This is a genomic window from Isoptericola sp. NPDC057653 (assembly GCF_042799955.1).
GTDB lineage: Bacteria > Actinomycetota > Actinomycetes > Actinomycetales > Cellulomonadaceae > Isoptericola.
The window spans coordinates 1,964,852-1,985,951 of sequence record NZ_JBHVHP010000001.1 but is presented as its reverse complement, the minus strand read 5'-3'; the positions used below and the strand labels follow the sequence as shown (position 1 = coordinate 1,985,951).

Here is a 21,100-nt window from a genome sequence, read left to right as displayed (position 1 = left end):
CAGCAGGCGAGTTCGCGGCAGGCGGCGTCGCAGCAGGCGGGGTCGCAGCAGGCGGCGTCGCCGCCGCCGGTGCGGGAGCGCTCGGCACGGTGGCGGGCGGGGCGGGCTGCGCGGACGGTGCGGGCGTCGTCGCCGGCGTCGCTGCCGGGGTCGTCGCCGTCGTGTCGGGCTCGGCCCCGGAGTCGGGACGCGCGGGCTCGGCGGGTGCGGATCCGGTGCTCGCCGGATCGCGCTCGGTCGGGTGACCCATGCAGAGGCTCCGTCGGGGAGGAGGTGCGGGGACGACGCCCCGGGAAGGACAGGTGGGCGCGGGCCGGACCCGCGTGGAGGATCCTACTCGCGGCCCTCTGCCCGACCTCGCCGCAGTTCGGGTGAAACCGCCATTTCGGGCACGAGTCCCCACACGTTCGTCACGCGCGGCCCGGGGCCGCGCACGGGACGCTCACACCCGCCGGGTCAGGCCCGGCGGTCGGTGAACCAGGACCGCGGCAGGAAGGCGGCGACGAGGAACATGGCGAGGCCCCCGTAGGTCCACACCAGGCCGACGGCCTGGGCCGGCACGAGGACGTCCCCGCCCGGCCCCGCGACGGACAGCACCTGCACCGCGACCACCCAGCCGGCGCCGGCGGCGAGCAGGGGGCCGAGCCCCGCCCACGCCCGGCACAGCATCGCCGTGGACAGGGTGATGGCCAGCGCCAGCACGATGCCGACCGGCAGGTCGTTCCACTGGGTCCGGTGGGCGACGGTGCCCAGCACGCCGACGGCGGCGCCGAGGGCGAGCGCGAGCACGGCTCGGGCGGCGGTCCGCCACCAGCGGCCGGTGCGAGCCGGGGCGGTCGAGTGCTCGGGCGTGGTCATCGCGCCGAGCCTACCGGCGCGGACACCAGATACGACTCGTGCGCGGGCACGGGGGCGAGGACGTCGTTGCTCAGCGCGTACCAGCCCAGGAGGGCGGGGGCGCCGGCCGGCCCGGACGTTGCGTGCTGCACCTGCGTGGCGTGCGCCCACATCGCGCCGAGCACCCGGTCGAGCACCGGCGCCACCTCGACGGTGCGGACGTCGCCCGTGGCGAGCTCGTCGTCGTGCCCGGCGAGCGGCGGCAGCTCCTCGTCGGGGTCGGGGAAGGTGAGCCCGGCCCGGTCCGCGAGGGCCCGGGCGTCCGGCGCACCGGCCAGGGCCCTGCGGGACGCCCGCAGGGCCGCCGACGGCGTCACCGCCTGCCACAGCTCCGCCCCCGCCCACGGCTCGCCGGGGACGGGCGCGCCCGGGTCCGCGGCGAGGGCGAGCGCCCGCACGGCGACGTCGTGCGTGCGCACGTGGTCCGGGTGGCCGTAGCCACCGCGGGCCTCGTAGGTCGCGACGACGGCGGGCCGACGATCCCGGACCAGGGCGGCGAGCCGCGCCGCGGCGTCGTCGAGCGGGACGCGCGCGAACGCCGTCGGCGGCGCGTCGTCGGCCGGGCCGGCGATCCCCGGCGCGACCCATGCCATCCCGGAGTCCTCGAAGCGCGTGGCCTCCACCTCCGCGGTCCCCCCGGCAGCCCGGGTGTCCGGGAGGGCGACGCCGTCGAGGAAGTCCTGCGCGACGACGCCCGGGGCGCCGCCGAGGGCGGCCAGCGCCGCCGCCAGCTCCGTCTCGCGGTGGGCGGCGAGCGCGGGCCCGTCGCCCTCCAGCCGGGCCAGGCCCGTGGGGTGCGACGGCGTGTCGATGACCTCGCCGCGCTCGCCGCGCGTACAGGTCACCACCGTGACCGGCCGCCCGGCGGCCGCCCACGACGCGATCAGCGCACCGGTCGCGAGGGTCTCGTCGTCCGGGTGCGCGTGCACCGCGAGCAGCCCCACGGGCGTCGCCGGTCCGTCAGGCGCGCTTGGCGCGCGCGACGGCGCGGGCGCGGGAGGTCGCGTCGAGCTCGACCTTGCGGATGCGCACGACCTCCGGCGTCACCTCGACGCACTCGTCCTCGCGCGCGAACTCGAGGGACTCCTCGAGCGTCAGGTGGCGCGGCGGGATGAGGTTCTCGAAGTTGTCCGCGGTCGAGGACCGCATGTTCGTCAGCTTCTTCTCCTTGGTGATGTTGACGTCCATGTCCTCGTTGCGGGAGTTCTCGCCGACGATCATGCCCTCGTAGACCTCCTGCGTGGGGTCGACGAAGAACGAGCCGCGCTCCTGCAGGTTGATCATGGCGAACGGCGTCACCTTGCCCGCGCGGTCGGCGACGAGCGAGCCCGTGTTGCGCGACTCGATCGGACCGTTCCACGGCTCGAAGCCCTCGGAGATGGAGGCCGCGATGCCGGTGCCGCGCGTCTCCGTGAGGAACTGGGTACGGAAGCCGATGAGGCCGCGGGCCGGGACCATGAACTCCATGCGCACCCAGCCGGTGCCGTGGTTGCTCATCGTCTCCATGCGGCCCTTGCGCTGCGCCAGGAGCTGGGTCACGGCGCCGAGGTACTCCTCGGGCACGTCGATGGTCATGCGCTCCATCGGCTCGTGCCGCTTGCCGTCGACCTGCTTGGTGACGACCTGCGGCTTGCCGACGGTGAGCTCGAAGCCCTCCCGGCGCATCTGCTCGACGAGGATCGCCAGGGCGAGCTCGCCGCGGCCCTGGACCTCCCACGCGTCCGGGCGCTCGGTGGGCAGCACCTTGAGCGACACGTTGCCGATGAGCTCGGCGTCGAGGCGGTCCTTCACCTGGCGGGCGGTGACCTTGTGGCCCTTGCCGCCCTTGCCGGCCAGCGGCGAGGTGTTGATGCCGACGGTCATCGAGATCGCGGGGTCGTCCACCGTGATGAGCGGCAGGGGGCGCGGGTCGTCGACGTCCGTGAGCGTCTCGCCGATCATGATGTCGGCGATGCCCGCGACGGCCACGATCTCGCCGGGGCCGGCGGACTCGGTGGGCACGCGGTCCAGGGCCTTGGTCTCGAGCAGCTCGGTGATGCGGACGCTCGTCAGCGTGCCGTCGTGGCGCGCCCAGGCGACGGTCTGGCCCTTGCGCAGGGTGCCGTTGAAGATGCGCAGCAGCGCGAGGCGGCCGAGGAACGGCGACGCGTCGAGGTTGGTGACGTGCGCCTGCAGCGGCATGTCGGCGTCGAACGTCGGGGCCGGGATCTTCTCGAGGATGGTCGCGAACAGGGGCTCGAGGTCCTCGTTGGCGGGCAGCGAGCCGTCACCGGGCTGGTCGACCGACGCGCGGCCGGCCTTGGCCGAGGCGTAGACGACGGGCACGTCGAGGATCGCGTCGAGGTCGAGGTCGGGCACCTCGTCGGACAGGTCGCTCGCGAGGCCGAGCAGCAGGTCGGTGGTCTCCCCCACGACCTCGGTGATGCGCGCGTCGGGGCGGTCCACCTTGTTCACGACGACGATGACGGGGAGCTTCGCGGCCAGCGCCTTGCGCAGCACGAAGCGCGTCTGGGGCAGCGGGCCCTCCGACGCGTCCACGAGGAGGACGACGCCGTCGACCATCGACAGGCCGCGCTCGACCTCGCCGCCGAAGTCGGCGTGACCCGGGGTGTCGATCACGTTGATGGTGATGCCGCCGGGCTCGCCGACGCTCGCGGCCGACGGGCCGGCGTACCGGACCGCGGTGTTCTTCGCGAGGATCGTGATGCCCTTCTCCCGCTCCAGGTCGCCGGAGTCCATCACCCGTTCGTCCACGTGCTGGTGGGCGGAGAAGGCGCCTGCCTGGCGCAGCATGGCGTCCACGAGGGTCGTCTTGCCGTGGTCGACGTGGGCGACGATCGCCACGTTGCGCAGGTCTGAGCGCACAGACATCGAGGGTCTCTTTTCCTGGGGAGGGAGGGGCGGCCCGCGATCGGGCCCCGACCATCTTACCTGCCGCGCGAACCCGCTCGCGGATGGCCGTCGTCCCCGCCCCTGTTTCCCCCTCCGCTCAGCCTCCCGAGCCCGCGTCCTCGTCCCCTCCGGAGCCGGTCGCGCGCCCGGGGGGCTTCGCGTCGCGGCGGCGCGGCACGCGCAGCCGCAGGGCGCCGGGGGCCGACGGCAGCACGTTCTCCCACCGGCCGGCGAGCGTCGTCGCCACCTTCTCGGTGACGTGCTCGGTCAGCTCCGCGCGGGCCGCGCGCCGCTCGGAGCGCACGATCGCCCGGTGCTCCGCGCTGAGCTCGCGCACGATCGACACGGCCATGCCGATGAGCACCAGCGAGAACGGCAGCGCGATGAGGATCGACGCCGTCTGCAGGGCCTGCAGCCCGCCCGCCAGCAGCAGCGCGATGGCGACCAGCCCCTGCATCGCCGCCCAGAAAAGCCGGCTCCACGGCGGCGGGTTGGGGTTGCCCCCGTGCGCCAGCATGTCGACGACGAACGACCCGGAGTCCGACGACGTGACGAAGAAGATCACCACGAGGACGATCCCCGCGACCGCGAGCCAGGTGCCGGCGCCCGGCAGGCTGTCGAAGAGCTGGAACATCGCGGTGTCCGTGTTCACGCCGCCCGTGGCCGGGTCCAGCATGCTGCCCGGCTCGGTCATCTCCTGGTTCAGCCCGGCACCGCCGAACACGCTGAACCAGATCGTCGTGACCAGCATCGGCACCGCGAGGGTGCCGAGCACGAACTCCCGGACGGTGCGACCGCGGGAGATGCGGGCGATGAAGACGCCCACGAACGGGGCCCACGACATCCACCAGCCCCAGTAGAAGATCGTCCAGCCCGACTCCCACTCGAGACCCTCGTCCCCGCGGAAGGCGAGCGTGTCGAAGGTCATCTGGACGACGTTCGCGAAGTAGTAGCCGAACGACTGCACCCAGCTGCGCAGCAGGAACAGGGTGGGGCCGAGCACCAGCACGACGGCGAGGACCACGCCCGCCAGCATCATGTTGCCGTTGGACAGCCACTTGATGCCGCGGGAGAGGCCCGAGGCCACGGACATCCCCGCGATGGCGGTGATCACGGCGATCAGCCCGATCTGGAGACCCACGGACGGCTCGACCACGTCGAGGTAGCCCAGGCCGTGCGCCACCTGCAGCACCCCCAGGCCCAGCGACGTGGCCACGCCGAACACCGTGCCGATGATGGCGACGACGTCGATGACGTGCCCCCACGTCCCCTTGACCCGGTCCCCGAGGAGCGGCTCCAGCGCCCAGCGGATCGACACCGGACGGCCCTTGCGATGGATCGCGTACGCCAGCGCGAGCCCGGCCACGACGTAGATCGCCCAGGCGTGGAAGCCCCAGTGCACGTAGGTCTGGCCGATCGCCGCCTGCGCCAGCGTCGCCTGGTCCCCCGTGACCCCCGGCTTCGGGTCCACGAGGTGCGACAGCGGCTCCGACACGCCGTAGTAGACGAGGCCGATGCCCATCCCCGTGGCGAAGAGCATGGAGAACCACACCGGAAGCTTGAAGTCCGGGGCCTCGTCGTCCGGGCCGAGCACGATGTCGCCGAAGCGGCTCAGGCCCATCCAGACCGCGAAGATCACGAAGGCGGCCACCAGCAGCACGTAGTACCAGCCGAACGCGCCGATCACCTTGGTCTGCAGGGTGTTCATCACCGCCGTGGTGGCGTCGGTGGCGAACACCGCCACGAGCACGAACAGCAGGATGATGCCCGCAGCCGGGTAGAAGACCCCGCGGGACAGCGTGGACGCCCGTGCCATGCCCCTCACCCTGACGCCGCGCACGGGGGTCGGCAAACGGAGCAGGCCGGGAACGCGGACGGGGCCGCCGGACGACCCAGGTCGGTCGTCCGGCGGCCCCGTGCGCGTGGTTCCCGCGGGAGGGCGTCAGCCCGCGATCGCGGAACCCTCCAGCCCGGCGCCGGGGATGGCGGCGAGCAGGTCGCGCGTGTACTGCTCGCGCGGGTTGTCGAACACCTCGTCGGTGGTGGCCTGCTCCACGACCTTGCCCGACTGCATCACGACCACCTGGTCGGCGATCTGGCGGACCACGGCGAGGTCGTGCGTGATGAACAGGTACGACAGGCCCAGCTCCGACTGCAGGGTGCCCAGCAGATCGAGGATCTGCGCCTGGACCAGCACGTCGAGGGCCGAGACGGCCTCGTCGAGCACGATCACCTCGGGGCGCAGGGCCAGCGCACGCGCGATGGCGATGCGCTGGCGCTGGCCGCCGGAGAGCTCGTTCGGGAAGCGGCGCATCGCCGACTGGGGCAGGGCCACCATGTCGAGGAGCTCGCGCACCCGCTTCTCGCGCTCCTTCTTGGAGCCCACCTTGTGCAGGACCAGCGGCTCCTCGATCGAGCGGAAGATCGAGTACGTCGGGTCGAGCGAGCCGTACGGGTTCTGGAACACCGGCTGGATCCGGCGGCGGAACGCGAACGCCTCCTTGGTGGAGTGCGTCGCGATGTCCGAGCCGTCGAACTCGACCGTGCCGGAGGTGACGTCCAGCAGACCAAGCACCATGTTGGCGGCGGTGGACTTGCCGGAGCCTGACTCCCCCACCAGCGCGAGCGTGTGCCCGCGCTTGAGCGTGAAGCTCACGTCGTCGACGGCCTTGAACTCCGTCGCCGCCCCGGGCCGGCTGCCGCGGATGGTGAACACCTTGGTGAGGTTGCGCGCCACCACGATGTCCGCCGTGCCCGCACCCTTCGCCCCGGCGCGCGGCACCGTGGCGTCGAGGTCGGGGGCCAGCAGGTCGTCCGACTCCTCGCCCGCCTCGCGCGCCACCTGGATACGGCGCGACGCGAGGGACGGCGCCGAGGCGACCAGGCGCTTGGTGTACGGGTGCTGCGGGTCGGCGAGGATCTGTCGGGCGGGGCCGGACTCGACCACACGGCCCTTGAACATCACCACGAGGTGCTCGGCGCGCTCGGCGGCCAGGCCCAGGTCGTGCGTGATGAACAGGACGGCGGTGCCGAGCTCCTGCGTGAGGAGCTCGAGGTGGTCGAGGATCTGCCGCTGCACGGTGACGTCGAGCGCCGACGTCGGCTCGTCCGCGATGAGGAGCTTCGGCCGCGAGGCCAGCCCGATCGCGATGAGCGAGCGCTGGCGCATGCCGCCCGAGAACTCGTGGGGGAACTGCCGCGCGCGCCGCTCGGCGTCGGGCAGACCGGCCTCCTGGAGCAGGCCCGCGACGCGGTCCTTGCGCTCCCTCTTGCCGCCCTCGAAGCCGTTGGCCTTGAGGGCCTCCTCGATCTGGGTGCCGATGCGCCAGACCGGGTTGAGGTTCGACATCGGGTCCTGCGGGACGAGGCCGATGTCGCGGCCGCGCATCCCCTCGATCTCCGCGCGGGGCAGCCCGACGATGTCGCGGCCGTCGAACATGATGCTGCCGCCGGTCACCTTGCCGGTGCCCGGCAGCAGGTCGATCACGGCGTGCGCCGTGGTCGACTTGCCGGAGCCCGACTCGCCGACGATCGCAACCGACTGGCCCGGGTAGACGGTGATGTTGGCGCCGCGGACCGCGTGCACGTCACCCTCGGCGGTGTTGAAGGTGACCTGCAGGTCGCGGATCTCGAGCAGCGGCTTGTCCGTACCGGCCTCGTAGCTCGAGCCGTCGCCCCCACCGGCGGGCAGGTTGCCGTTCGTCACTGGGAACTGTGTCGTCATCGCTTCCGCGCCTTCGGGTCGAGGGCGTCGCGCACGACGTCGCCCATCATGATGAAGCCGAGCACCGTGAGGGCCAGGCCGCCGGCCGGGTAGAAGAGGATCTCCGGGGCCACGCGGATGGACTTCTGCGCCATGCTGATGTCGCCGCCCCACGAGACGGTGCTGGGCGGCAGGCCGATGCCGAGGAAGCTCAGCGTCGCCTCCGCGACGATGAACGTGCCCAGCGCGACCGTCGCGTACACGATGATCGGCGCCGCCGAGTTGGGCAGCACGTGCTGGAGCAGGATCTTGCCGCGGCCCATGCCGAGCGAGCGGGCGGCCGTGACGAACTCGTTGTTCTTCACGGACATCACGGTGCCGCGCGTGATGCGGGCGATGGATGTCCAGCCGAACGCGGCGAGCACGAACGCGACGGTGAAGCTGGTCCGGTTCGTGGTGACCGACATGAAGACGATGGCGGCCAGCACCAGCGGGATGGCGAAGAAGATGTCGGTGATGCGCGACAGCACGGAGTCGAACCAGCCGCCGTAGTAGCCGGCGACGGCGCCCATGGCGGTGCCGAAGATGACGACCATGACGGTCGACATGACACCCACGAGCACCGAGGCCCGCGCACCGTAGATGGTGCGGGAGTAGATGTCGCAGCCCTGCTTGTCGTAGCCGAACGGGTGCCCCGCCTCGGGGCCGGCGAGCGACTTGGAGAGCTCGCAGTCGAACCGCGGGTGGATGTCCGTGAACAGGCCCGGGAAGGCCGCCACGACGATCACGAGCAGGATGATCGCGGCCGACACCCAGAACAGGGGGCGGCGGCGCATCTCGCGCCACGCCTCGCGCCACAGCCCCGACGGGGCCGCGTCGGTCTTGACCGCGTCGACGGCGCCGAGGCCGCCCTCGTCCACCTCGGCGGCGAAGTGCTCCTGCCCAGGACGGGGTCGCCGTCCGCCGGGCACGGTCTCGAAACGGTTCTCAGGCATAACGGATCCTCGGGTCGAGGGCTGCGTAGAGGAGGTCGACGAGCAGGTTCGCCAGGATGTAGACGAGGACCAGCACGGTGGTGATCGCGACGACGGTGACGTTCTCGCCGCGGATGATCGCCTGGTAGAGCGTTCCGCCGACGCCTTGGATGTTGAAGATGCCCTCGGTCACGATCGCCCCGGCCATGAGGTTGCCCAGGTCGGCGCCGAGGAAGGTCACGACGGGGATGAGCGAGTTGCGCAGCACGTGGCGGCCGGTGACCTGCGAGCGACGCAGGCCCTTGGCGCGGGCCGTGCGCACGTAGTCCGCGCTGAGGTTCTCGCCGACCGACGTGCGGGTCAGTCGCAGCACGTAGGCGAACGACGTCGCGGCCAGCACGACCGCGGGTAAGAACAGCTCGTACAAGCCTGGGTCGTTGCCGACGCTGACGGGGAACCACCCCAGCTTCACGCCGAAGACGAACTGCATGACGAAGCCGATGACGAAGGTCGGCACCGCGATCACCACGAGGCTGAGGACCAGCACCGTCGCGTCGAAGAAGCCGCCCTTCCGCATGCCGGCGATGAGGCCGAACATGATGCCGAAGACGCCCTCCAGGATGAGGGCCATGATGGCGAGCTGGAACGTGATGGGGAACGCCTGCGCCATCACGTCCGTGATCTCGCGGCCGCGGAAGTCCACCCCGAAGTCCAGCGTGAACACGCCACGCAGGAACAGCAGGTACTGGACGATAAACGGCTTGTCGAGGTTGTACTCCGCGCGGATCTGTTCCTGGACCGCCTCGGGGAGCCCACGCTCCCCGCCCAGTCCGGCCACGGGGTCGCCGGGCCGTAGGAACACCATCGCGTACAGCAGGAGGGTCGCCCCCAGGAACACAGGGATCATCTGCAAGAGCCTGCGTCCGAGATACCAGAGCATGTGTCTATTCTCCTCGTTCGCTCCGGGGATCCCCCGGGCTACGGGTCGTTGTCCGGCCGTCGTTGCCCGGACAGGCTCGGGGGCGGGGCGTGCGTCGTCGGCACGCCCCGCCCCCCTCACGTCGGGTGGCCGCCCGCGACGCTACATGACGTCGTCGGCACCATCCGAATCGGACGACCGGCCCAGGGCGGGCAGATCGGGCGTCTGCCCTGCTCGCCCCGGGCCGGTCGACATCACCAGCCGGGTGCTGCTACTGCTTCGTGACCTGGTACAGCAGCGGGTCGCTGTCCCAGCCGAACACGACGTTGTCGACGTCCTCGCCGTAGCCGGCGGTCACGTTCTGGTACCAGAGCGGGATGCCCGGCATGTCCGTGAACAGGATCGTCTGCGCCTGCTTGTAGAGGTCCAGCGCCTTGTCGGGGTCGGCCTGGCCGGCCGCCTCCTTCAGCTTGGCGTCGAACTCCTTGTTGGAGTAGCCACCGTCGTTCGAGCCGGCACCCGTGCCGTAGATCGGCCCGAGGAAGTTGCTCATGGCCGGGTAGTCGGCCTGCCAGCCGCCACGGAAGAGACCCTTGAGGGTCTTGTTGTCGCGGGCGTCGAGGAACTCGTCGAACGTCGGGAACGGCGCGAACTCGCAGTCGACGCCGAGCGCGCTACGGATGTTGTTGCAGACCGCGTCCACCCAGGTCTGGTGGTCGGAGTCGGCGTTCGACGCGATGGTGATCGCCTTGTCACCGAACTTCGAGATGCCCTCGGCCTCGTCCCAGAGCTTCTTGGCGCCCTCGGGGTCGTAGTTCAGGACCTCGTTGCCCTCGATGTCGTCGGACCAGCCGTCGATGACCGGCGAGCTGAAGTCCTTGGCGGGCGTGCGCGAGCCGTTGAAGATCGTCTTGGTGATCTCGTCGCGGTTGATCGCCATCGACACGGCCTTGCGGCGCATGTGACCGGCCTCGCCGCCCCACTCGGGCAGGTACTCCGGGACGTTGACGACCTGGATGATGGCCGCGGGCTGGTTGACCGCGCGGTCGCCCAGGTCGTCCTCGAACGTGGCGAAGGCCGACGACGGGACGTTGGTGACGATGTCCAGGTTGCCCGAGAGGAGGTCGTTGTACGCGGTGTCCTCCTCGGTGTAGGCGATCAGGTCGACGCCACCGTTCTGGACCTTGCGCTCGCCCGCGTAGTCAGCGTTGGGGCGGAGCGAGATCTGCTGGTTCTTCTCCCAGGACTCGAGCTTGTACGGGCCGTTGCCGACCGGGTTGTCGCCGAACGCCTTCGGGTCGTCGAAGAACGAGTCCGGCAGCGGCATGAAGGCCGCGTAGCCCAGTCGAAGCTCGAAGTCGGACTCGGGCTGGGTCAGCTTCACCGTGAACTCGGTGTCCGACACGACCTTGAGGCCGGTCAGCTCGGAGTCCTTGTCGTACGAGAAGCCCTCGATGGGCTCGAAGAAGTACGAGAGGTTCTGCTTGTTCGACAGCAGGGCGCCGTAGTTCCACGCCTTGACGAAGCTGTCGGCCGTCACCGGGGTGCCGTCCGTGAACTTCCAGCCGTCCTTGATCGTGATCGTGTACGTCTGCTGGTCGTCCGTCTCGATGGACTCGGCCATCTCGTTGTGCACCTCGCCCTTGGCGTCGTAGTACACCAGGCCGGCGAACAGGTTGTTGATGACCTTCGAGCCATAGGTCTCGTTGGTCATCGTGGGGATGAGCGGGTTCTGCGGCTCGCCGTTGCTGACCGTCACGATGCCGGTCGTCGGGCCGCCGTCGCCGCCCGTGGCCTCGGGGTTGTCCCCGGAACCGCCACCGCACGCAGACAGCAGCAGGGCCGAGGCCAGGGTAAAGGCCCCGATGCCTGCAAGTCGTCGTCGAGGTGTCACGTGTCCTCCTGAGTTGGGTCGCTCACCGGAAGGGGTCACCCCTTGGTGAGGTACAGGCGCGTGTGCGCGCGCACTGCACTGTGCGCCGGTGAGCCTAGTCACGTCTCGGCCCCAGGTCATACCCTCTGCCCGGTTTGCGCCCGGAACCGTGACCATTCCGGTATCTCGTCGCAACCTGCGGGACTCGCCGGCCCGTGGTACAGGGAGCCGCGCGCGGGGGGTGCGCGGGGTCAGTCGACCGCCACCAGGCGGCCGTCGCGCACCACCAGCACCCGGTCCGCCATCGCCACGAGCTCGGGGTCGTGCGTGGCCACGACGGCGGCGACGCCCCGCGAGTGCACCAGGTCGCGCAGCAGCACCATGACGCGCTGGGCGGTGGCCGAGTCGAGCTGGCCGGTCGGCTCGTCCGCGAGCAGCACCCGCGGACGGGCCACCAGCGCCCGGGCGACGCCCACCCGCTGCTGCTGCCCGCCCGAGAGCTCGTAGGGGCGCTGGTCGGCGTGGTCCGCGAGCCCCACCGCCTCGAGCGCCTCCGCGACGCGGGCCGCCCGCTCGGCCGCGTCGACCCGCGCCAGCCGCAGCGGCACCTCCACGTTCTCCGCGGCGGAGAGCACCGGAACCAGACCGAACGACTGGAAGACGAACCCGATCTCGGTGCGCCGCACCGCGTGCAGCTCGTCCTCGCCCAGGCTGCCGAGCTCGCGCTCCGCCGCCCCCGGACCGCCCTCGGCCGCCGGGTCCGCCCCGAGGTGCACCGTGCCCGCCGTCGGCCGGTCCAGGCCCCCGAGCAGGTGCAGCAGCGTGGACTTCCCGGACCCCGACGGGCCCACGACCACCACGAGCTCGCCGGCTCCGACCTCGACCGACACGTCCTCCAGCGCCCGCACCTCGCCGGCGCCCGAGCCGTAGACCCGCGAGACGCCCGTCGCGCGCAGCACCGCGGTCGTCGGCCGGCGCGTCGTCGTCGCGCTCATCGTCCCTCCCCCGTCCGGCCCCGCCGCTCGTCCGGCCGGACCTCCACGTGGTCGTCCTCCAGCGCGAGGCGCACGCGGTCGCGCAGGTCCAGCGCGCTCACGAAGTCCTGCGGCAGCTGCAGGCGGCCCACCCGGTCGAGCACGGCGAACTCCTCGGCGACGTGCCGCTGCGCACCGTCCTCGTCGATCTCCGTGCGCCGCAGCACCTCGGTGGACGTGCGCCCGTCGCGGATCTGCACGGTCCGCGCGACGTGCTCGGAGACCGTCGGGTCGTGCGTGACGATCAGCGTGGTCACGCCCGTCTCGGCGTTCACCGCGCGCAGCGACTCCAGCACCTCCACGCTCGTCGCCTCGTCCAGCTCGCCGGTCGGCTCGTCGGCCAGCAGCACCCGGGGCGACCCGGCCACCGCGACCGCGACCGCGACCCGCTGCTGCTGCCCGCCGGACATCTGCCCGGGCACGCGGTCGGCGACCTGGCCCACCTCGAGCATCTCCAGCAGGTCGGCCACCCGCGCCGCGCGCTCGTCCCGCGTGCCCGTCCGCGAGATCTCCAGCGGCACCCGCACGTTCTCCGCCGCGGTGAGGTACGGGAGCAGGTTGCGGCCCGTCTGCTGCCAGACGAACCCGACCGTGGACCGCTGGTAGCGCACCCGGTCGCGGCGCGTCATCGCGAGCAGGTCCGTGCCCGCGACCACCGCCGACCCGGCGGTGGGCAGGTCCATCCCCGACAGGATGTTCAGCAGCGTGGACTTGCCCGAGCCGGACGCGCCCACCACGGCGACGAGCTCGCCGCGGTCCACCGTGAGGTCCAGGCCCTGCAGCGCCTGCACCTCGATGCCGTCCGCCGCGAAGATCCGCACGAGCCCGCGGCAGCGGATCTCCTCGTGCACCGGACCGACCGCGTCCGGCGCCGGGCCGGGCGCGTCCTCCTGGGTCACCACCATGTCGTCACCACCCTGTCGTCCTCCCTCATTCCGCCGCCTCCCGCAACTGTTCCGTCGTCGCTGCCCGGCGGCCCACGACGGCGGCCAGGGCCGCGCCCGCCACCACCGTCACGACGAACCCGGCCAGGCCCGCCACGACCAGCACCGGGTCCACCGCCAGCGCCGGCTGCGGGCCGCCGCCCGTCAGCGACGTGAGGTCCACGCGGGCGCGCAGCAGCGCGGGCACGACAGCGCCGACCAGCACCCCGACGACGAGCGCGCCGAGCGCCCACGGCGCCACCTCCCAGGCCACCAGCCCCCGCGCCTCCGCCCGTCGCAGGCCCATCGAGCGCAGCACCGCGAGGAGCCGCTCGCGGTCCGGAGCGGCGAGCACCAGGGTGATCGCGACGGTGAGCGCCACCAGCACGCCGGCCAGCGCGACCGCCACCCGGGCGGCGGTCGCGATCCCCTGCGCCGCGGGCGCGTCGAGCAGGTCGGCCGTCGCCGACGCGGTGCCGTCGACCGTGGCGTCCGGGAGCACGCCGCGCAGGGCCGCACCCACCCGGTCCGGGGAGGCGCCGGCCTCCAGCGCGACGAGCGCCGTGCGGGCCTCGGTGGCCGTGCCGAGCGAGCCCGCGACGAGGCCGGAGTCCACGACCACGGTCGCCGGCGCGTCCCCCAGCCCCGGCACGAGGTCGGGCGCGCCCACCACCGCGGCGTCGGCCTGCTCGTCCTGCAGGCCCAGCACGAGGTCGCCCGTCCCCGCGGTCGCGCCGGGCACGGTCATCGCGAGCATCGGCAGCGCGCCGTCCACGTCCGGCCGGGCCAGGTCGGCGAGCCCGTCCGGCGCGTCGGGGACGCCCTCCTGGACGCGGGCCAGGGCCGCCGCGTCGACGGCGAGCAGCTGGACGGCGCGGCTGTGCCCGTCGGGCCACGTCAGGTCGCCCACGTCGGTCACCCGGGCCACGGTCGCCACCTCGGCGACGCCGTCCACCGCGCGCATCGCCGCCACGGCGTCGGGCGTCACCGCGGGCCCGGTGACCCGCAGGTCCGCGCCGAGCTGGACCCGCGCCTGCCGCTCGACGCCGGCGTCGACCGTCGAGAGGACCACCGCCGAGGACGCCCCGACCGCGACCGCGAGCACCAGGGCGAGCGCGGGCACCACGCCGCCCGCCGGCGCCCGGGTGGCGCGCGCGGCGCCGAGGAACGGCACGAGGTCCCGGCGCCGCGCGAGCAGCCGCTCGAGCCCGCGGGCGACGAACGGGATCACGCGGACCGCGACCAGCGCCGCGGCGCCGGACACCAGGAGCGGCATCGCGGCGAGCAGCGGGTCGACGCCGCCCGTCCCCGTGCCGCCGACCACGCCGCGACGCAGCAGGAGCGCGACCGACAGCGCCGCGAGGCCCACGACCACCAGCTCGGCCGTGCGCCGCCAGCGCCGACCCGTGGCGGCCGTGAGGTCGCGCCGTTCCCCGCGCAGCGACCGGGGCACGGTGACGGCGGCGGCGGCCACCGCGGGCGCCAGCGCCGCCGCGCACGCGAGCAGCACCTGCGTCCCGGTCACCGCACCGGGCCGCACGAGCAGGCCGAGCAGCACGCCCAGCGCGGCCGCGGGCAGGCTCACGACGAAGCCCTCCGCCGCGGTGAGGAGCCGCAGCCGCGCCCCCGTCGCGCCGCGCGCGAGGAGGACCGCGAGCGCCGCGCGCCGGCGTTCGACGACCAGCCGCGCCGCCAGCACCATCACGGCACCGAGCGCGCCGAGCGGCCCGACGACGAGGACGGCGAGGACGGCGTCGGTGGTCACGCGCTCGCGGAGCAGCTCGTCGAGCACCTCGGAGAGGGCGGTGCGGGCCTGGAGCACCACAGGGTCGCCCGGGACGATCTCGATCGTGTCGTGGGTGAGCCCGCGCACCTGGTCGGTCAGGGCCGCGACGTCGCCGGACCCGACCCCCTCGGCGGAGACCGGGTACCAGAGGGTGGTCTGGGCGTAGCGCCAGGCGAGGGGTCCGACCATCGCGGGGTCCACGTAGGCGGCCGCGCTCGCGATGGTGGAGCCGTCCGGCGTCGTGGCGAGCTGGGCCCGGCGGCCGAAGGGCTGGTGGTCCCAGGTGCCGGCGGCGGGGTCGACCGGCTCGTAGAGCCCGACGACGCGCAGCGGGGGATGCTTCCACACCTCGGCGGCGTAGGTCCCGTCGAGCCGCCACCCGAGGACGTCCGCGGTCGCCGTGCTGACGACGACCTCGACGGGCCGGCTACCCTCCGGCCCGTTGACGCCCTGGAGGACCGGCGTGGCCTGGGGCCATCGGCCGTCGACGAGCCGCACGTCCTGCTGCAGGCGGGCCGACGCCCGGAGGAAGACCTGGGTCGTCTGGATCCCCGACCCGGGCAGGTGCTCCGTCTCGATCTTCCGCGCGGTCACGGTGAACGACGGCTCGCCGAGCACGCCCCGCAGGGGGTCCGGGAGGCCGTCGCGCGCCCGGACCATCCCGGCGAGGAACTCGTCCCACGCCGGCTCGGGCGGGACCTGCGGCTCGGCGTCGGGCTCGTACACCGGGAAGTCGGAGGGCCCCTGCTCCGTGGCCGGGACCTCACCGGCCCGCGAGACGACGTCCCTCCGCAGCGTCGAGAGCTGGTCGGTGGCGTAGGCGACCTGCTCCGAGCGCATCTCGCCGATCGCCCGCGCGGTGGCGGTGGCGGTCCCGGCCGCGACGAGCGTGACGAGCGCGAGGACGAGGGCCGTCCCCCACGCGGTGCGCAGGTGGCGACGCAGCAGCAGCCAGAGCATCAGCGCACCTCCTCGCGGTAGGCGCCGTCGCGCGCCTGCGCGGCGACGCCGGCCCGCACGGCGAGCGCGACCGCCGCGAGCCCGGCGAGGAGCACGAGGCCGGGCACGAGCGTGGCCCAGGGCTCGAGGGTGGTGAGCGCGGGCGGCACCACGGCGAAGCCCGTGAGGGTGGCCGTCGCGAGGCCGGGCGCCGTCGCCGCGGCGAGCCCCCACCCGGCGGCGATCCCGACGACGAGCGCCGCGGCGGTCACCGTGACCAGCTCCAGCGCGCGCCCGTTCCCCTGGGCCCGCGGAGGCATCCCGACGGCGCGCAGCACGGCGACCTCGCCGCGCCGCCCCCGCACGGCGGCGAGGCTCACCGCGCCGACGCCGACGAGGGCGAGCAGCACGGCCGCCAGGGCCGCGACCACGAACGCCTGCCGGACCGGGCCGGTCGCGTCCGAGCTGCCGCCGCCGTGCGAGGTCGTGACCTGGACGTCGCCCGACGACGCCGACCGCGCCGACCGCGCGGCGGCCGCGGCGAGCCCGGCGACGTCCGCCGCGGTGGCCCCCGGCTCCGCGCGGACCCACACCTCGCCGGCGTCCGGCGGGGTCGTCGTCAGCCGGAGCGAGGCCGCCTGCAGCTCCGCCAGACCCACCAGGGCCGCCGCCGGGCGTCGCGCCCCGGGCACGACGTCCACGACGCCGACCACCTCCACCGCGAGCCGGTCACCGCCCTCGACGGGGAGCTCCGTCCGCTCGCCGACGCGCACGTCGAGCAGGCCGGCGAGCCGCCGCGAGAGCACGGCGGGCACGGCCTCGCGACCGGCACCCGCGGCGATGATCCGGTACGGCGACGGGAACGGCTCGTTCTCGACGCGCGCGGCGAGGCTCAGGCCCAGCCCCGGGCGGGCGTCGAACGCGGAGCGCGCGGCGGCGTCCTGCGTCGCGGGCGCCCAGCCGACGTCCTCGACGTCCACGGCGGAGGTCGTCCCGTCGGCCGTGGTGGCGTCCACCTCGGCCACGGAGAGCCGCAGTACCGTGGTGTCGTTCCCCGACCCGACCTGCAGCACGTCGAACGCGACCACCGTCCACTCCCCCGGCGTGCCGTCGGGTCCGTCGGGCGCCGGGGGCACGTCCGCGCGCATCGTGAAGGACCGTTCGACGGGGCCGATCGGGTGGGCCCCGTCGCCGTCGCCGTCCAGGTCGACGTCGAGGCTCCCGACGTCGGCCGCCCGCAGCTGCCCGTCGGCGTCGGCCAGCCACAGGCGCACCGGCATCGACCCGCGTTCCAGCGTCTCGAGCAGGCCCCGTCCGGCCGGGTCCCCCGCCGTCCGCTCCCGCAGCGACCGCCACGAGGCCGGGGCACCGAGCGCCCCGGCGTCCTCCTCGACGGCCGGGTCGACCACGAAGAACTGCCCCGAGCCGCGGAGGGTGAGCCCCGTCGTCCCCGCGGGCAGGCGCGGGTTCCCGTCGTACAGGTCGGGCACCGCCAGCGCCGCCGCGAGGCGGTCGAGGTCGCCCGACCCGGCCGTGTCGAGCGCCACCCGCCCGAGGCGGGCGGCGGGCACGCCCGTCACGGAGAGGGTGACGTCGTCGAGGTTGCCCTCCGTGACCCGCGCGGGCGCGGCGGAAGCGGCGCCCGGCAGCTCCGCGTACTGCGCGGCGGGCCCGGGCGAGCCCTGGGCCGCGACGACGCGCACGTCGCCGCCGGAGGCGACGGCGGCCGCGTCGTGGCGCAGCCGCTGCCCGGTGCCGGTGTAGGCCGCGGCGAGCACGACGCTCCCGGCGGCCACGACGACGAGCACCACGGGGACGGCGCTGACGGCGAGCCGGCGCGCGACCTGCCGCGCGGGGAGCACCCGCGCGTCGGGGCGGCGCGCGGCGAGCGCCGCCCACGCCCGCGACAGGGGCCCCAGCAGCGCGACGGCGAGGACCGCGGCGGCGGCGAGGACGAGCGCGGGCGCCGCGGCCGCGGCCGGGTCGGTCTGCCCGCCGTCGGGCGTCGGGACGAGCGGCGACCCGTAGCGGCGCAGCAGCCACAGGGAGACCGCGGCGGCGACGAGGACGAGCGCGACGGTGCCCCAGGTGGCGGCCTGCCGGGCGCGGCCGGAGGCGTCCGAGAGGCGCAGCGCCGCCGTGGCGCGGGCCTGCAACCCCTCGACGACCACCAGCACGAGCACGGCCGCCGCCGCCGCGACCACGGTCGCCGGCACCAGGTCGCCCGCCAGCGCTCCGGTCGGGGCACCCCGCGCGGCGAGGACGGCGAGCGCCGTCCCGAGTCCGACGACGGCGCCGGCCGCCGCGACGATCCCGGCCTCCGCGGCCGCGGCGCCGGTGAGCTGCGCCGGCGAGGCGCCTCGCGAGACCAGCAGCCGGACCTCGCCCGCCCGCGTCGCCGCCAGGAGCCGCGCGAGCTGGGCGACGGCGATCAGCCCCGCGAGCGCGAGGACCAGCATCGGGACGAGCGCGACGGCCGACGCCGCGCCCAGCGCGGCGGTGGCGTCGGCGGCGCGCTCCCCCAGGTCTCCGGTCACCTCGGCGCCCCGCACCTGCACGGCGTCGTCCTCCAGGACGGTGTCGCGCAGGGCCGCCTGGCCCGTCGTGACGACCCGGAGGTCCGCGGCGCCCGTCGCGGCGACGTCCGGCGTCAGCGTCCAGCGCACGAAGGGGGCGTCCGAGTCGTCGTCGGGCACCTCCTCGCGCGCCAGGTCGTACGGGACGCCCGGGAAGAGGGCGTCGACGTCGCGCCGCAGGGCCGCGTCCTGCGCGTCGGCCTCGGGGGCGAGGCGCGTGACCACCTGGACGACGCCGGGCTCCCCGCCGCGGGTCAGTCCGTCGTGGACGATCCGCGCCTCGGCGACGCGCACGGTGCCGATCGTCGTGCCGAGCGCCGCGGTCACCGTGGCGACGAGCAGGGCGACCAGGACCAGCAGGCCGCGGTGGGCGGCGGAGCGCCGCGCGAGCAGGCCGGCGCGGCTCACCGGCCCGCCCTCGTGGCGAGCGGAGCGCGGGCGTCGACCACGTGCCCTCCTGCGTCCTTGCTCGGGCCCGCTCCGGGCCTCGTCGTCATGTCGTCCCCGCGCCGGTGCGGGGGTCCAGGGCGGACCCTAGTCCCCCTCTGCCGCGCGGCGCGCCCGCCTCTCGCGCGGCCGCGGGCGCCCTCCCGGGGCCGCCACGACGGAGGGAGGGCGTCGGTCGAGGTTCCGGACATCGGGTCCCCCACCCGTCGGGCCAGGTCACGGCCGGTGGGGGCGCTTCTCGTTGCCCCGGCGGTAGTTCCCCGTGGCCCGCGCGAGGAGCTCCTGGTCGGTCTGGGGGTCCTGCCCGAGCAGCGCGACCAACCGCGCGGCGCGAGCACCCGAGACCGTCACCACGAGCCGCCCGCCGCGGCTCACCAGGACCTTGCCGTCCTTGGTGAGACGGTGGTCGAACGGGTCGTCGTCGAGGCCCACGGTGCCCTCCCTCGGTTCCCTCAGCCCTGCCCGGCGCCGCTCAGCGGCGCCACTCGTACGGCGTCGTCGTCGACACCTTGACCAGCCCGGAACGCTCCAGGATGGGACGCGAGAACTCGGTGGAGTCGCTGTTCAGGTATGTCTTGCCGCGCTCGAGCGCCGACCGGGCGCGGGCGGAGGTGAGCGCGCGATAGATGCCACGGCCGCGCCACTCCGGGCGGGTCGACCCGCCCCACAGCCCGGCGAACTGGGTGCCCGGCACGGGCTCGAGGCGTCCGGCGCTGACCACCCGGCCGTCGGCCTCGGCAATCCACAGCTCCATCTCGGGGTCGCGCTCCTGGCGGTGCAGGATCGAGTCGGCGTGGCCGGACGTGGCCGGGTCGTCGCCGAACACCTCGTCGGCCATCGCGGACATGGCCCGGACGTCCGCCTCGGCGGTCACCCGGCGGAGCGTGACGCCCTCGGGCAGGGGCACGTCCGCGACCAGCAGGCGCGCCTCGCCGATCATGATCGACTCCGGCTCCTCGGGCACGAAGCCGTGGTCGACGAGCGCCTCGTGCAGGCCCGGCGCGACGTCGTGGCCGCGCGTCTTCCACTCGACGCTCGTGACGGTCGCGTCGTCGCGGAAGTGCGCGAGCGCGGACGCGACGAACCCGCGGATCGTCGCGGCGTCCGCGCCGGCGAGGTCGCGGTAGGTGACGAAGCCGCGGCCGGCGGCGAAGGTCACGAGGCGCAGGGGCCCGAGGCGGGTGACGGCGAGGGCGCCCGGCGTCTCCGCGTCGGTCCGCAGCTGGTCGTCGTAGGCGGCGAGGAGGCTCGTGGCGTCCACGCCGGCCGGGGTCTGGCCCGAGGGTGAGTTCACGGCCGTCACCCTTCCAGAGGCCCCAGGGGCAGGCAACGGTTTTCGCCGAGGTGCACTCTCCGGTCAGGGCCTTCCCGGCCCGGGTGCCAGGCCGCGGCTCAGGGCGTCCACGACGTGCCGCACCGCGGCGCGGGGCGCGTCCTGCCAGTCGGCGGCGGAGTGCGGCGCCAGCGCGGCCGCGCGCGGGTACCGCTCACCGAGGTCGGGCACGAGGCGGCTCGTCGCCGCCGCGCGCTCCCGCCACGCCTCGGCGCCCGCGGCGTCCAGGCGCGCAGAGGCCGCCGCGGTCTGCGCGGTGGCGCGGACGACGGCGTACAGGGCGGTGACGACCGCCGCCCGGGACTCCGGGGCCACCTCGTGGCGCGCGAGGACGTCGAGCAGCCGTTCGAGCCAGTCCTGCTGCTGCGGGCCGCCCGGCGCGGAGGACCACGGCAGCTCCGCCAGCCACGGGTGCTCCCGGTACAGGTCGAAGAGGCGGCCCGCCCAGGCGTCGAGGTCGGCGGCGAGGTCGGGGCCCGGGTCCCGCCAGGCCGGCATCGCCGAGGCGTGGTCCTCCGCGAGCGCCAGCAGCTGTTCCTTGGTGCCCACGTACGGGTACAGGCCCATGGCGCTCAGCCCGAGCCGGGCGCCGACCGCGCGCGTCGACAGCCCGTCGAGGCCGTCCGCGTCGGCGACGGCGACCGCGGCGTCGAGCACCTCGTCCAGGTCGAGCCGCCGACGCGGCCCGCGGCGCGCCTCGGCGGGCGCCGCCCCTCGGTGGCGCCACAGCCGCCGCACGTGCTCCTCGACGTCGCTCATTGCCCTGGATCCTCCCATCTGCTTACAGTGTAAGACGTTAACGCG

The 21,100-nt window shown here is 74.4% G+C and carries 15 protein-coding genes; all 15 read right to left on the bottom strand.

All coding sequences use genetic code 11. The annotated features are described in order from the left end of the window. Positions 1-456: 456 nt before the first annotated feature. Positions 457-858 (bottom strand): DUF6113 family protein, encoded by a 402-nt coding sequence (locus ACFU9A_RS08995; RefSeq protein WP_430574890.1) that lies wholly within the window; start codon positions 856-858, stop codon positions 457-459. After that, the gene (locus ACFU9A_RS08990; RefSeq protein WP_430574889.1) at positions 855-1,841 is read right to left on the bottom strand and encodes a PIG-L family deacetylase; all 987 of its coding nucleotides are present in this window, start codon (positions 1,839-1,841) and stop codon (positions 855-857) included. Before ACFU9A_RS08990 ends, ACFU9A_RS08995 begins: the two co-directional genes overlap by 4 nt. A 16-nt stretch (positions 1,842-1,857) precedes the next feature. Beyond that, positions 1,858-3,768, bottom strand: a complete 1,911-nt coding sequence (typA, locus tag ACFU9A_RS08985) for a translational GTPase TypA (RefSeq protein ID WP_430574888.1) — start codon at positions 3,766-3,768, stop codon at positions 1,858-1,860. Positions 3,769-3,886: 118 nt separating this feature from the next. Next, positions 3,887-5,605, bottom strand: coding sequence for a BCCT family transporter (locus ACFU9A_RS08980; RefSeq protein ID WP_430574887.1), 1,719 nt, complete (start codon positions 5,603-5,605; stop codon positions 3,887-3,889). 126 nt (positions 5,606-5,731) lie between these two features. Beyond that, positions 5,732-7,513: a dipeptide ABC transporter ATP-binding protein gene (locus tag ACFU9A_RS08975; RefSeq protein ID WP_430574886.1), complete on the bottom strand. Its 1,782-nt coding sequence runs from the start codon at positions 7,511-7,513 to the stop codon at positions 5,732-5,734. Then, positions 7,510-8,487 carry an ABC transporter permease gene (locus tag ACFU9A_RS08970; RefSeq protein ID WP_430574885.1) on the bottom strand — a complete coding sequence of 326 codons (978 nt, stop codon included), beginning with the start codon at positions 8,485-8,487 and terminating at the stop codon, positions 7,510-7,512. The genes ACFU9A_RS08975 and ACFU9A_RS08970 overlap by 4 nt, the downstream gene beginning before the upstream one ends. Continuing rightward, complete coding sequence (locus ACFU9A_RS08965; protein ID WP_430574884.1) at positions 8,480-9,406, bottom strand: ABC transporter permease; 927 nt, start codon at positions 9,404-9,406, stop codon at positions 8,480-8,482. The genes ACFU9A_RS08970 and ACFU9A_RS08965 overlap by 8 nt, the downstream gene beginning before the upstream one ends. A 250-nt stretch (positions 9,407-9,656) precedes the next feature. Then, positions 9,657-11,144, bottom strand: a complete 1,488-nt coding sequence (locus ACFU9A_RS08960) for an ABC transporter substrate-binding protein (protein ID WP_430574883.1) — start codon at positions 11,142-11,144, stop codon at positions 9,657-9,659. A 365-nt stretch (positions 11,145-11,509) separates the two neighbouring features. Then, a complete protein-coding gene (locus ACFU9A_RS08955; protein WP_430574882.1) occupies positions 11,510-12,253 on the bottom strand; it encodes an ABC transporter ATP-binding protein in 744 nt (247 codons plus the stop codon). Continuing rightward, positions 12,250-13,197, bottom strand: coding sequence for an ABC transporter ATP-binding protein (locus ACFU9A_RS08950; RefSeq protein ID WP_430574881.1), 948 nt, complete (start codon positions 13,195-13,197; stop codon positions 12,250-12,252). Before ACFU9A_RS08950 ends, ACFU9A_RS08955 begins: the two co-directional genes overlap by 4 nt. Before the next feature lie 25 nt (positions 13,198-13,222). Further along, positions 13,223-15,961: an FtsX-like permease family protein gene (locus ACFU9A_RS08945; RefSeq protein ID WP_430574880.1), complete on the bottom strand. Its 2,739-nt coding sequence runs from the start codon at positions 15,959-15,961 to the stop codon at positions 13,223-13,225. Then, entirely contained in the window at positions 15,961-18,924 is a 2,964-nt protein-coding gene (locus ACFU9A_RS08940; protein WP_430574879.1) for an FtsX-like permease family protein, read from the bottom strand. The genes ACFU9A_RS08945 and ACFU9A_RS08940 overlap by 1 nt, the downstream gene beginning before the upstream one ends. 255 nt (positions 18,925-19,179) lie before the next feature. Next, positions 19,180-19,395 carry a hypothetical protein gene (locus ACFU9A_RS08935; protein ID WP_430574878.1) on the bottom strand — a complete coding sequence of 72 codons (216 nt, stop codon included), beginning with the start codon at positions 19,393-19,395 and terminating at the stop codon, positions 19,180-19,182. A gap of 40 nt (positions 19,396-19,435) precedes the next feature. Further along, positions 19,436-20,257, bottom strand: a complete 822-nt coding sequence (locus tag ACFU9A_RS08930; protein ID WP_430574877.1) for a GNAT family N-acetyltransferase — start codon at positions 20,255-20,257, stop codon at positions 19,436-19,438. 63 nt (positions 20,258-20,320) lie between these two features. After that, on the bottom strand, positions 20,321-21,055 hold the full coding sequence (locus tag ACFU9A_RS08925) for a TetR/AcrR family transcriptional regulator (RefSeq protein WP_430574876.1): 735 nt from the start codon (positions 21,053-21,055) through the stop codon (positions 20,321-20,323). Positions 21,056-21,100 lie beyond the last annotated feature (45 nt).

Bases quoted from the DNA above. Each gene is read 5' to 3' on its own strand.
- ACFU9A_RS08950 (WP_430574881.1), bottom strand. From the start codon at position 13,197: ATGGTGGTGACCCAGGAGGACGCGCCCGGCCCGGCGCCGGACGCGGTC.
- ACFU9A_RS08980 (WP_430574887.1), bottom strand. From the start codon at position 5,605: ATGGCACGGGCGTCCACGCTGTCCCGCGGGGTCTTCTACCCGGCTGCG.
- ACFU9A_RS08925 (WP_430574876.1), bottom strand. From the start codon at position 21,055: ATGAGCGACGTCGAGGAGCACGTGCGGCGGCTGTGGCGCCACCGAGGG.
- typA (WP_430574888.1), bottom strand. From the start codon at position 3,768: ATGTCTGTGCGCTCAGACCTGCGCAACGTGGCGATCGTCGCCCACGTC.
- ACFU9A_RS08955 (WP_430574882.1), bottom strand. From the start codon at position 12,253: ATGAGCGCGACGACGACGCGCCGGCCGACGACCGCGGTGCTGCGCGCG.
- ACFU9A_RS08970 (WP_430574885.1), bottom strand. From the start codon at position 8,487: ATGCCTGAGAACCGTTTCGAGACCGTGCCCGGCGGACGGCGACCCCGT.
- ACFU9A_RS08975 (WP_430574886.1), bottom strand. From the start codon at position 7,513: ATGACGACACAGTTCCCAGTGACGAACGGCAACCTGCCCGCCGGTGGG.
- ACFU9A_RS08995 (WP_430574890.1), bottom strand. From the start codon at position 858: ATGACCACGCCCGAGCACTCGACCGCCCCGGCTCGCACCGGCCGCTGG.
- ACFU9A_RS08945 (WP_430574880.1), bottom strand. From the start codon at position 15,961: ATGCTCTGGCTGCTGCTGCGTCGCCACCTGCGCACCGCGTGGGGGACG.
- ACFU9A_RS08965 (WP_430574884.1), bottom strand. From the start codon at position 9,406: ATGCTCTGGTATCTCGGACGCAGGCTCTTGCAGATGATCCCTGTGTTC.